Annotated in this window: 8 protein-coding genes; 7 read left to right on the top strand and 1 reads right to left on the bottom strand. The window is 38.0% G+C overall.

Annotated features, from left to right (window positions below; translation table 11 throughout):
* The first annotated feature begins 3 nt into the window (after positions 1-3).
* From brxC to BMX83_RS11040, 7 genes are all read left to right on the top strand, one after another.
* Positions 4-3,633, top strand: coding sequence for a BREX system P-loop protein BrxC (brxC, locus tag BMX83_RS03335; protein ID WP_091633361.1), 3,630 nt, complete (start codon positions 4-6; stop codon positions 3,631-3,633).
* A gap of 12 nt (positions 3,634-3,645) precedes the next feature.
* Positions 3,646-7,125, top strand: coding sequence for a BREX-1 system adenine-specific DNA-methyltransferase PglX (gene pglX, locus BMX83_RS03340; protein ID WP_091633364.1), 3,480 nt, complete (start codon positions 3,646-3,648; stop codon positions 7,123-7,125).
* Between the two features lie 14 nt (positions 7,126-7,139).
* On the top strand, positions 7,140-9,692 hold the full coding sequence (pglZ, locus tag BMX83_RS03345) for a BREX-1 system phosphatase PglZ type A (RefSeq protein ID WP_177170483.1): 2,553 nt from the start codon (positions 7,140-7,142) through the stop codon (positions 9,690-9,692).
* Positions 9,692-9,907 (top strand): hypothetical protein, encoded by a 216-nt coding sequence (locus BMX83_RS03350; RefSeq protein WP_091633369.1) that lies wholly within the window; start codon positions 9,692-9,694, stop codon positions 9,905-9,907. The genes pglZ and BMX83_RS03350 overlap by 1 nt, the downstream gene beginning before the upstream one ends.
* A 131-nt stretch (positions 9,908-10,038) precedes the next feature.
* A complete protein-coding gene (locus BMX83_RS03355) occupies positions 10,039-10,299 on the top strand; it encodes an AbrB/MazE/SpoVT family DNA-binding domain-containing protein (RefSeq protein WP_091633372.1) in 261 nt (86 codons plus the stop codon).
* A gap of 80 nt (positions 10,300-10,379) precedes the next feature.
* A complete protein-coding gene (locus BMX83_RS11175; protein ID WP_091633375.1) occupies positions 10,380-10,637 on the top strand; it encodes a type II toxin-antitoxin system PemK/MazF family toxin in 258 nt (85 codons plus the stop codon).
* A gap of 345 nt (positions 10,638-10,982) precedes the next feature.
* Positions 10,983-11,708: a YecA family protein gene (locus tag BMX83_RS11040; protein WP_091633378.1), complete on the top strand. Its 726-nt coding sequence runs from the start codon at positions 10,983-10,985 to the stop codon at positions 11,706-11,708.
* A 139-nt stretch (positions 11,709-11,847) separates the two neighbouring features.
* On the opposite strand, the gene BMX83_RS10890 is transcribed toward BMX83_RS11040, so the two are convergent.
* Positions 11,848-12,048 (bottom strand): hypothetical protein, encoded by a 201-nt coding sequence (locus tag BMX83_RS10890; RefSeq protein ID WP_091633381.1) that lies wholly within the window; start codon positions 12,046-12,048, stop codon positions 11,848-11,850.
* Between the last annotated feature and the right edge of the window lie 146 nt (positions 12,049-12,194).

Here is a 12,194-nt window from a genome sequence, read left to right on the forward strand (position 1 = left end):
TCTATGAAAATAGAACAGCTATTTAAAAAAGACATTACACGAGATATTCAAGGTGTTATAAAAATTGGACAAAAAGAAAAAGAGAATATCAAGCAGGAACTTGAAGAATATGTCGTGACTGAAGAACTGCATCAGCATTTTGAAACGTTCTATAAAGCATATACAAAAGCCTACGACAAACCGACTGATAAAATGGGTGTCTGGATATCAGGCTTCTTTGGATCTGGTAAATCTCATTTCTTAAAGATACTTTCTTATTTACTTCAGTCCAATATGGAAATTGATGGTAAAAAACCAGTTGATTTCTTTAAGGATAAACTACATAACCAGGAGTTACTGTCGATGATGCAAAAAGTCACGGATCATCCAAGTGACGTCGTCTTGTTTAACATTGATTCTAAGGCTGACTCTGACAGCAAGCAGAACAAAACTGCGATCGTTAAAGTGTTCAATAAAGTGTATAACGAAATGCGCGGTTACTCTGCCAGTATACCTTGGTTAGCTGAACTTGAAGAAACACTGGATGAAAAAGGTGAATACGAAGCATTCCAAACTTATTTTGAAGAAGAAACAGGCTTAAAATGGTCTGAGGGTAGAGAAGAGCTGTACTATAACTTTGACGAGACAGTTACCGCTTTAGCCAAAGCTACAAACAGCAGTGAAGAGAGTGCTAACCGCTGGCTTGAGAATGGTGAAAATAATTACTCGATATCAGTAGAGGAATTCGCTCAACGTATTAAAAAATTTGTCGATAAAAAAGATAAAGACTACCGCCTGATTTTCTCCGTAGATGAAGTGGGTCAGTATATATCTGAAAATACGAATTTGATGCTTAATCTGCAAACCGTTGTTGAAGATTTAGGTAAACTTTGCAACGGTAAAGTATGGGTGATCGTTACTTCCCAACAAGATATAAACAGTTTACAAGAACATATGTCCTCAACAGATTTCTCGAAAATTCAAGGTCGTTTTAATACGCGTGTGAGCTTAAGTAGCGCCAACGCCGATGAGGTTATCAAGATTCGTTTGCTTGATAAAAAGGCAGAGGCATACGCTAAGCTTCTTTCGAACTACGATGAGCATGCTGTCTCGATCAAAAACAAGCTCGAGTTTGAAGATGCGGCAACGATGCAGTTTTATAAGAGTCGCGAAGATTTTTCCAAAGTGTATCCCTTTGTGCCGTATCAATTTAACCTCCTCCAAAAAGTCTTTACTGGCATTCGTGAACATGGATCTGCTGGGAAACACTTGTCTGATGGTGAACGTAACCTACTGGAGTCCATCCAGCAAGCAACGATTCAGCACAAAGAAGAAGACCTCAACACATTGATTCCTTTCCATGTCTTTTACGATAATATCGACCAGGCTTTGGAGCATTCGGTCCGTTCAACGATCATCAAAGCCAATCAGAATGAGATGCTGAGTGACTTCGACGTCAATGTCTTGAAGCTCTTGTTCCTCATTCGCTATGTCGATGAAATGCCAGGCACATTAAAGAACTTAACGACTTTGATGATCCATTCTATCGATGAAGACATGATCGAACTAAGCAACAACATCAAGCGCTCGCTTGATTTACTGGAAAATGAATTTCTGATCCAGCGTATCGGTAACAAATACTTGTTCTTGACTAATGAAGAACAGGACATCAACCGTGAAATCGATAATATCGAAATTCCTACATCGGAATACATTATGGAAGCTGGAAACCGCCTGATCAACGACGTGTTGAATCTTAGACGCTTTACTTATCAGCCTTATAGTGATCAACCTGACATCACCTATCTTATGGACATTTCTTTATGGATCGATGACCGTTCACTTAGAAGTACGGCTTCGACGATCGGCGTGCGTTTCATGACAACCTATTCCGATCACTATGAAGATCAGGATGCCATTGCCTTGTCTCAACGCGAAGATAAAATGGTTATTGTCCGTTTACCTGAAGAAGAAGACTTCACTGAGATCAAGAATTACTTACGAATCAATCAGTATTTAAGAAGACAGACGACTCAGTCACTGACACCTTCTCAGCAAGACATTCGTCAGAGAAAAGCTTCTGAACGTAAGCAATTAGAAGATGTCTTTGTTGCCAAATTGAAACAAGATATCAGTGAAGCCAATATCATTGTCAATGGGTCAGAAATCGACATCAGTGGTACACCAGAAAAACGCATAGAAAAAGGCTTGTACTCGCTGGTTTCAAATACATACCCTAAAATATTCTATATCAAAAAATCTTATTCTAAAGATGAACTGGAAAAGCTTATTTTACGTAGAGATGTATCCTTGCTGGAAGAGTATGAAGACAAAAATAATGAAGCAACTGAAGAGATCGAACGTTATCTTGATATGCAAAAAGAACGCAACATGGTCGTGACTTTAAGAGAAGTGTTGAATCGGTACACGGTTGAGCCCTATGGATGGAATGATCTGGACATTTTAGCTAGCTTAGTCCGTCTGATCAAACTTGAAAAAGTTCAGTTAACCTTGAACAGCAAACACATGAATGTATTTGAAAACGACTTTTTACGAAATATTCAAAGCTCAAAATGGCAGGAGAAGATCGTCGTGGCTAAGCGGAAGACATTGAACGAATCGATCAGAAAAAAAGTTAAAGAATTAACTAAAGAGTTATTCAATATTTCAGCTTTAGAAGATAAAGAAGAAGATATGTACAAAGTGATATCAGAAAAATTCAGCGCAGAATTAAAAACCCTTCAGGAAAAATTGGCACTTTACAGAGAAGGGCACTACCCTGACAGACAGTTGATCCGCGATGCGATCACAAAAATCGAGCGTTTACTTTCTATCAAAGATGCCAGAGAGTTCTTGACTCAGTATGTTGAACAGGGTGACGAGCTGTTAGATCTGTTCGAAGATCTTGAAGATATATTAGAATTTTTAAACAATCACAAACACATCTATGATAAAGCAATTGAGCAAGTGAATATCTACGAGAAAGACCGAAACTATATCGAAAATGATGAGTTACGAACGATTTATGAATCAGAAAAAGCCATTATCGATCTACCACGTCCGTATCGCAAGATGAAGGAACTGAAAGACTGGACGGATCAGTTCACTTCTGCGTATACAGATGAACTGGAATCTGTATCACAGCCTGTTCATGATGCAATCGAACAAGACAAGTTAGACATTGAACAGGAACTTAAAGCAATAGAAGGGGAGCCGGAGTACGACAAGCTTTACCGCAGTTATAAGTTCCGTCTGTCCAATGTTGAAACAGGTTTACAGACAGCAGGAACAGTTCGTGACCTGAAATCATTCAAACAGGAATCCAGTACGATCAAAGGCACACTTATCCATCAGATTGAAGAAGCGAAACAGGCGATTGTGAAAAGAGAAAGTGAAAAATACGATCATAAAAACCCACCGAAAAAGCCTGTAGAAAAAACCGATGGAGAAGATACCGTCGAAACAGCACCAGTTAAAGTTACGCCCCCACCACCAGTCGTTAACAGACGACCAGTTGTCGTTCATAAAGATACCATTACTCCAAGTCGCATGATTGAGCTAAATAGTGAAGAAGACATCGATAATTATTTAGATGAAATGCGCAAAACCTTGAAGAAGTACCTGGACAATGCCGATTACATCAAACTGATATAGGAGAGACTGACTTTGAATAAGACACAACTACGAAAGTTTGCAGCAACTGCTCGCAAGAAGATAGAGGATGCCGTAAAGCAAAAAGCTTACTCGTTTGGTATCACCAAAGATGAGATCAAGCCCTTACAAGAATTAAGTGACGGTCTCATTATCAATGGAACGGTTATGGGCGAGCGTGAACAAAAGCAATACAATCATTTGAAAAACCGTATCTTAATGGAAGGATACGAAACAGTCATGGACGAAGCGGCTTACACGTGGTTTAACCGCTTCGTTGCCATGCGCTACATGGAAGTCAATGATTCCTTACCCATTAATATGCGTATTTTATCTTCAAAAAACCCAGACAAACGCGAACCTGATGCTTTGACAGAAATTTTATCACTCGTGGATGATTTAGATCTGAATCGCGAACGTGTGTACCAAATGAAGGAAGACAGTCAACTGAATGAGCTTTATCAATACTTATTAATTAAACAAAGCATCAAACTGGGAGACATTCTTCCTAATGTCTTTGATCCAATCACCGATGATTTGGCACTACTTCTTCCAGATAATTTGCTTAACGAGAACAGCATTATTCGAGATATCGTTACGATGGTTGATGAACAAGACTGGACAGAAGTTGAAATCGTTGGCTGGTTGTATCAGTTTTATATTTCGGATGAAAAAGATGAAGTCTTCGCTAATCTAAAGAAAAAGAAAAAAATAGGGAAAAAAGAAATTGGTCCTGCAACGCAATTATTCACACCACGTTGGATCGTCGAGTATATGGTAGACAATTCATTAGGCCGATTGTGGCTTGAATCACATCCAGATGAAACGATACAGTCATCTTTAAACTATTACCTTGAAGATGCCGAGCAGCCCGAATCAGTCAAAGCTCAACTAGAAGCTTTAAAAGACCCAACACTGGATATTGAAGATGTCTCATTTTTAGATCCGAGTTGTGGATCTGGTCATATTCTAGTTTATGCCTTTGATGTTTTTTACACTATCTATCTTTCAAGAGGATATAGAGAACGTGAAATTCCTAGACTGATTTTAGAAAATAATCTTTACGGTCTGGACATTGATAAGCGTGCAGCCCAGCTGGCTACATTTGCGCTAATAATGAAGGCTAGAGAATACGACAGAAGACTGTTTAGTCGTACCTATTCGATCAATATTCATAGTATCGAGGAAAGCAATACGATAACTGACAGTCAAATAGATCTTTTCGCAAAAAATAACTCTGAAATCAAAGAAGAAATAACAACGCTCGTAGAGACATTTATTGATGCTAAGTTATACGGATCGATCTTGAAAATGCCTGAGATCAATATTAAACTGATTAGAGATAAACTTGACTATATACGGAATGAAGCTGAAATTGATTTAATGACAACAGAATTAATAGAATATGATATCCCATTAATTGAAGATTTGATTGATCAGTATCTTGTTCTCAATAAAAAATATGACTTGGTTGTAACAAATCCTCCTTACATGGGGTTGGGTAACATGGGCAGTGAGCTTAAAAAGTATTTGAAAAAAGAATATCCTATAGAAAAAAATGATATGTTTGCAGTATTTATGGAAGTTACACGTAACCTTGCTAAAGCAAACGGACTTATAGGAACCATTAACCAGCACTCCTGGATGTTTATTTCTTCATTTGAAAAGTTGAGAAAGAAAATGTTAAAAAAACAAACAATTATTAATATGATACATCTTGGTTCAAGAACCTTTCCAGAAATCGGGGGGGAAGTGGTACAAAACACTTCATATATAGTAAGAAATATAAATTTAGAAGAGTTTACTGGTAGATATATTCGTATGCTAGAAATTAAGAGTGCAGAAGAGAAAAGGAAAGGTTTTATTAATAAAACCTTATATTATAATGCAAAACAAAAAGACTATAACAAAATCCCAGGAAGTACTATTGCATATTGGGTAAGTTCAAAATTGATTAATAATTTTGAAGAATCTAAATACAATGAATCTTATTTTTCAGGTGGTAGAAATAAGACTCATAACAATACTAGATATACTAGATATTGGTGGGAAATTGTAACTGGTAATAAATGGGAACCCTACGAAAAAGGTGGAAGTTATAAAAAATGGTACGGGAATCATGAATTTGTAGTTGATTGGTCAGATAGTGCCAAAAATGAGTACCAATCACATGGCGGACTGTATAATCAAAAATATTATAACAGAATGGGTATAACATGGACATTAGTAACGACAGGGATTAATGGATTTAGAGTGAAAAAGACAAACCATCATTATGATTCTGCCTCCCCGGTGATATTTAACAATAAGTTTGTACTGGATGAATACGATTTAGGATTTTTAAACAGCAAAGTAGCTTATACGTACTTAAAATTAATTAATCCAACCATAAACATGGGTAATACGTATGTATTATCTCTTCCAAGAATTTATGAACCACAAAGCAATATTTACAATCTAGTGCATAAAAATATAGCAATCTCCATTTCTGATTGGGACTCTTTCGAAACATCTTGGGACTTCAATGAACATCCTTTCTTACTTCACAAAGAAGATTCTTCATTAGTTGAACACAGCTTTAACAACTGGAAAGAAGTTGCTGAGGAACGCTTCTGTCAGTTAAAAGAAAATGAAGAAGAACTGAACCGGATCTTCATAGATATCTATGGACTTCAAGATGAACTGACTCCTGAAGTGGAAGAAAAAGATGTGACAGTGAATAAAGCAAAACTCGACCGGGACGTTAAGAGTTTCTTGTCCTATTTAGTCGGCGTTATGTTTGGCCGGTATTCACTTGATAAAAAAGGTTTGGCCTATGCTGGTGGAGAGTGGGACGAAAGTCAGTATACTACTTACAAACCAGATGACACCAATATCATCCCACTGACTGAAGATCAGTACTTTGAAGATGACATCATGAATAAAGTGGAAGAGCTGGTCAGTTTAATTTATGGGAAAGAGACACTTGAAGAGAACTTGCGCTTTATTGCAGAAGCACTCAAGATGAAGAGTAACGAAAGTGCGAGAGACCGCATTAGACGCTACTTCATGAAAGAATTCTATAAAGATCATTTGAAAACCTATCAGAAACGTCCAATTTACTGGCAGTTTACGAGTGGTAAGCGTGGCGCCTTCAAAGGACTCATGTATCTCCACCGGTACCATAAATATACCGTTGCTCAGCTCCGTACTGAGTACATTTTGCATCAGGCCACAGTGCTGGACAATCTTATCACTCACGAACAACAAGTTATAGCGGATGAGTCCAGTTCAGCCACACAAAAAGCACGGGCACAAAAGACGATCGATGAATATACAAAAGACCGGGCAGAACTCGCCAAATACGACCAAGTCATTGAACACGTTGCCAGACAGCAAATCGACCTTGACTTGGATGACGGTGTAAAAGTTAATTATCAAAAATTCCAGAACATTGAAGTGACAGATGACACATCAAACAAACCTAAAAAGCAAAACGTCTTTGAAAAAATATAACAGGAGGTGTTTACTTGGCTGAAGAGTTACTTTCTCGTATTGAAAACTTTTACGCTTCACCATTGAAAAACGTGGAAAAACGAAAGATCTTATACTTGTTCGATCCTGAAGAAGCCTATGCTGACACAATCAAAATGTGGGCAGAAGAAACTGACGCTGTAGAACTTTTAACAGTCACCACTCACAATTTTTTTCAAACTAACTATCTGATTGAAAAGGAGTTAAAGGACACGCATCTCTTTTTGTATTTTTCCATGGAGAGACCTCGAATGGAAGACAACCCGCTTCTAGATGTTCTACTTTATAGTGAAGAACTGAAAGTTGATGCCTTAAGCCAATTGTATCTGACTTTAGGTATCGATCCAGACAATGAAGAGGTCACAGCAATCATCAAAGAATACCCTGTCTTTTTCAGGGCCAAAAACCGGATCAGCCAGTTCAAGCGTCTATATAATGAAAGTCCTTATCACTCACCAGAAGTCGTCGACTATGCCGTCTTTGCTGCGTTGACTAAGGCTCCAGCTGCGACATGGATGGCTGTCTTGATCGAACTCTTTGAAGAAGCGGCTTCCAAAGAAAACAGTAAGTGGGACCAGCTCGTTAAATTCGGAGATGAAAAACGGTTCTGGACTATTATCGACCAGTTGTTAGGTTACAATAAAGACACAAGCATGAATGGCAACTTATCCGTCAACGAACTCATGCATCAGGTCTTTCTCACCTATTTAGGGACGGAACTTGGGCAGTCTATGCCAAAAGAACTTAATCCTAACATGCTTGAGAAAAGTAATCCGATCGTGATCTTCATCAATCAGTGGATGAATACGAAAAATAAAGACTCAGCCTTTTACTTTGTCTCCACGGTCGTAGAAAGTGCATGGGACTTTGATAATCTCTTACATGATCTTCCAAGTGAAACTTTGGCGGAATGCGAGACATTTAAATGGTTCGACCATGAACTTATCGACCGGTTTGTGCAATCGATTCAGATGCACGTAAGTGACAGCGACCGACTGTTGCCACTCCTAGCTAAACGACGTAATACCATCTGGTTCGACCACTTTCAAAACAGTTATATCTTCTTGAAATGGGCCATTCAGTTGAACCATTACTCAGAACTCTTTGAAGCCGACTGGCAGAGTATGGCAGAGTCCCGTAAACTATGGCAGTATTACAGTGATCAAGGCTATCATGTGGATACTGCTTACCGTAAAATGACGGAATACTATGATGACCTCGAGTCAGACCAAAAAGAGACAGTCAGACCGGTAAAAGATCAGATGGAAAGACTTTACGTCAATCAGTATCTGAATGACTTTACAAAAAAGTGGGATCTGTACTTCAAAAACACCCACACCTTTGATTCAAACAAACTGCAGGCTAACTTCTTTGTTAATGAAGTGAAGCCTTACCTTGCTCATGACAGGCGTATCGTTGTTATTATCTCGGATGGCTTACGCTATGAGGCTGGTAAAGAGCTGTATCAGGAGTTGACAAAAGAGAAGCGGTTCAACGGAGAAATCGACTGGTTGCAAACAGAACTGCCTTCTATTACTTCGGTTGGTATGGCAAGTCTGCTCCCATATCACTCACTAGAATTTCAAACAGATGGTACTGTCTTAGTCGATGAGATGAAAACGATAGGACTCGCTAACCGTGAGGCTATATTGAAAAAGAATGGCCATCCTGAAGCCCTTGCATTAAAAGCGACAGACATTGATCAAATGACTATGGACCAGTTAAGAGAGAAGATGGCTGGCAAGAAGCTGGTCTACGTTTACCATAACAAAGTGGATGCCATAGGGGATCACTTGCCAACGGAGAACGATGTATTTAAAGCAACGAGGGATTCAATTAGAGAATTGAACCAATTGATGCATCGTTTAACGAATGAAGTCAGTGTCGGCTCCTTTTTAGTCACTGCCGATCACGGCTACCTATATACACGATCTGCTATTTCAAGCAGTGATAAAGTTTCGGTAAATACTAATTTAGATGCCTGGGTAAAAAATAAACGCTTTATATTATCTGAAAAAGAAGAGGATCATTACAGCGGACTGAGTTTTACACTGTCAGAACGCTTAGATAGTAATGGTTACATCACCGTACCGAGAGGCATGAACCGGTTTGCCTTAAAAGGAGGCGGCTATCAATATAGTCATGGGGGACATTTGCCACAAGAAATGATGGTCCCTTTACTCCGAATTAAGACGGATCGCAGCCGTAACGAAATACCGGAAGTGGATGTCTCACTGATCAGTCAGACACGGACGATCACAAACAATATCGTCTGGTTATCCTTCCTTCAGACAGAGCCGGTTTCCGAACAGAAGAAAGAGAAGCGACTGAACCTCTATTTTGAAGATGACAAGAGCAGAAAAATTTCTAATGAATTAACACTCATTGCGGATAGAGAAAATAAAGCAAGTGACGAACGCGTCTATACGGAAAAGTTTGTTCTACTCAACGAATCTTACAGCTCACTTGATACGCATTACTTTGTTATGGAGAATGCGAATGATCCTGAAGATATTATCAAAGAAAGGTTCAAACTGGACTTGATTTGATGACGTTTGAAAAAGAGAGGGACGAAATGAAAAAATCTGAAGAAGAAAATTTTGAAGACGTAATTTACGGAGAAAACTACTATTTCATCGCTGGTTATACTAGCGGCGGTGCGCCTTATGGCATAACTATGGAAGAAGCCAGAGAACAAGGACTGCTAAAAGAAAATAAGTTGAGCAGTGATGAAGATGATGAAGATTTAGAGTTGCCGTTTTAAATTGTAGATGACCTTCAAGGAGTCAATACTTATCCCTTGAAGGTCATCTTTCACTTATACTGATCGCCAATCTAGCCACGATTTATAAACAATGGTAAAATTACGGTATAAAATACTAGGAGGCCACAGTTATGGCTACAGTTAGTAAAAAAGTTTATAAACAAGCTCAAAAATGGGGAAACAGTATAGCAATACGCATTCCAAAAGAGATGGCAGATGATTTGCACATTAAAAACAAAACTATCGTATCGATAGAACTCGTGAATGGTAAATTGGTAGTTGAACCAGAGAAGAAAAAACTATCCTTAGACGAACTACTCAGTCAAGTGACGGATGAAAATAGACATGACATGACTGACTGGGGTGAAGAAGTAGATAGAGAGAAATGGTAAGCTTTTCTAATGAAGGCGAAATTATTATGTTAAATCTTTCGCCAACTAAAGGTAACCAACAAAGCGGATTTTGACCGTGCATAGTTCTTTCAGACTCAAGATTTAATAAAGTCCTTGGTTTAAGTATCGTCGCACCTATCACCAACCAAAAGAAAGGCTATCCATTTGAAGTAAATCTGAGCGATGGAATGACAACTACTGGAGTTATTCTTACAGATCACCTCCGCTATGTTGACTTAAAAAGAAAAACGTTTAAAATTGTAGAATCTGCTCCAGCATCACTACTTGATGAGTGCAGGGAATATGTATTTTCGTTTATGGGTAGAGAAGATATCTAGTTATTTAAAAAATAACATCATATATATATTTGCTAAATGACCTTTTGAATAAGTGAAACACACATACAATTTCAAATTGGCTGTTTTTTGATCTCTGTTCAAAATCAATTTTTTTAAAAAATTAATGTCAAACAAGGTCGGATGTTGTATAATAAACTTAGGGAATCCCTCCTGGAGTACTTGTCTTTTTTAGACAACCTAAATGTGCCATATGGAGGGGTTCCTTTTTATATTCTGGTGTTCTTGTTCTGGAAAACTTTGCTTTATTAAGTACTATAAACGATAAATATGAAATTGGCTCGATTAGATGGAAAGATTTTCTAAAAGACTGACTGGAGGAAATACATGAATTTACTTTCAAAATATATTGTAACTTTGACCCATCTTTATGGTGTGGTACATAAAGATGTGGTTGCTGAAATCTATAATGAACAACAGGACGAGCAGATCACTTCTCAAGAAGTTGAAGACTTTTTCGATGCATCGGTTCAAGAAATAGAAAAGCACTTTGCTTATAAAGAAGGCAACTATTTCGTTCATGAAACAATTCTCGTATATGATGATTTGGATGAGACCTTGTCTAAGCAAGCAGGTAAACCGCGGTACATTCCTGAAAAAGATGAGTTAATGAAGTATATGGATCAGTTTTATTTCTATAAGTCTGAAGCATACAACAAACTATATGATCATGTATTAAAAAATCACGTGGATGGTAATGAAGAACGTGCGGAAGCCGTCTGTGAAGACGCTGAGGGAATGATTGAAGTCAATGCTAGTTTTGGAACAGTTATGTCTACACTCGATAACATGGGTGTGGAATTTAATAGCAAACAGCAGAGAGATAAAGTCAAGGGATTAGTCAGGAAGCTTCAGGATAACGTAAGACTATGGACAAATAAAGGGCATACGAATCAAGAATTAAAAGATTTGGGGTATAGTGCTGCTGGTAATGCATCTGCTGGCAATCAAGTACTGACCAAAAAATTAGGACGTAATGATCCTTGTCACTGCGGGAGCGGAAAGAAATATAAAAAGTGTTGTCTTGATAAAGATCAGAAAATGAAAATATAATAATATACTGAAAAGAGACGCAGTCGATCACATCATCGGTTGCGTTTCTTTTGTATAGAATATAAATCTGGAGTTATATATTTAACGCTTTGGCATGCAAAGTTTGATCTCAGGAGTTAAGATATGACAGACAATACACTCATGAAAATAGATCAGCAAGATACTCTGCCACCTTGTCTTCTTTTAGTAATCGTGCCTTTATGACCATTTCGCGGCTTATGTCCAAATTATTATTGAACCACTTTTTTTTAACGAGTTCGTCATAGTATTTATGTAAATAAGAGATATTTTGAGTGTTGTTAATTAAATGTACTGGAATATAGAGTTCTACGGGTTCCATTCGTTTGTCCTTTCGAGTTTATGTTTACGTACTGTTTCCGACTGTTCGTTATACCAAAGGATGAGAGAGTACCAAAATAGCCCTCCGCAGGGATATATGCGAAAAACAGTTCCGTTATACCAAAGGATGAGAGAGTACCAAAATAT

Source organism: Alkalibacterium gilvum, from assembly GCF_900109085.1.
GTDB classification, from domain to species: Bacteria; Bacillota; Bacilli; order Lactobacillales; family Carnobacteriaceae_A; genus Alkalibacterium; species Alkalibacterium gilvum.

What these genes read in the sequence shown, in the direction of transcription:
- brxC (WP_091633361.1), top strand. Translation starts at nt 4, where the DNA reads ATGAAAATAGAACAGCTATTTAAAAAAGACATTACACGAGATATTCAA.
- BMX83_RS03350 (WP_091633369.1), top strand. Translation starts at nt 9,692, where the DNA reads ATGACGTTTGAAAAAGAGAGGGACGAAATGAAAAAATCTGAAGAAGAA.
- BMX83_RS03355 (WP_091633372.1), top strand. Translation starts at nt 10,039, where the DNA reads ATGGCTACAGTTAGTAAAAAAGTTTATAAACAAGCTCAAAAATGGGGA.
- BMX83_RS11040 (WP_091633378.1), top strand. Translation starts at nt 10,983, where the DNA reads ATGAATTTACTTTCAAAATATATTGTAACTTTGACCCATCTTTATGGT.
- BMX83_RS10890 (WP_091633381.1), bottom strand. Translation starts at nt 12,048, where the DNA reads ATGGAACCCGTAGAACTCTATATTCCAGTACATTTAATTAACAACACT.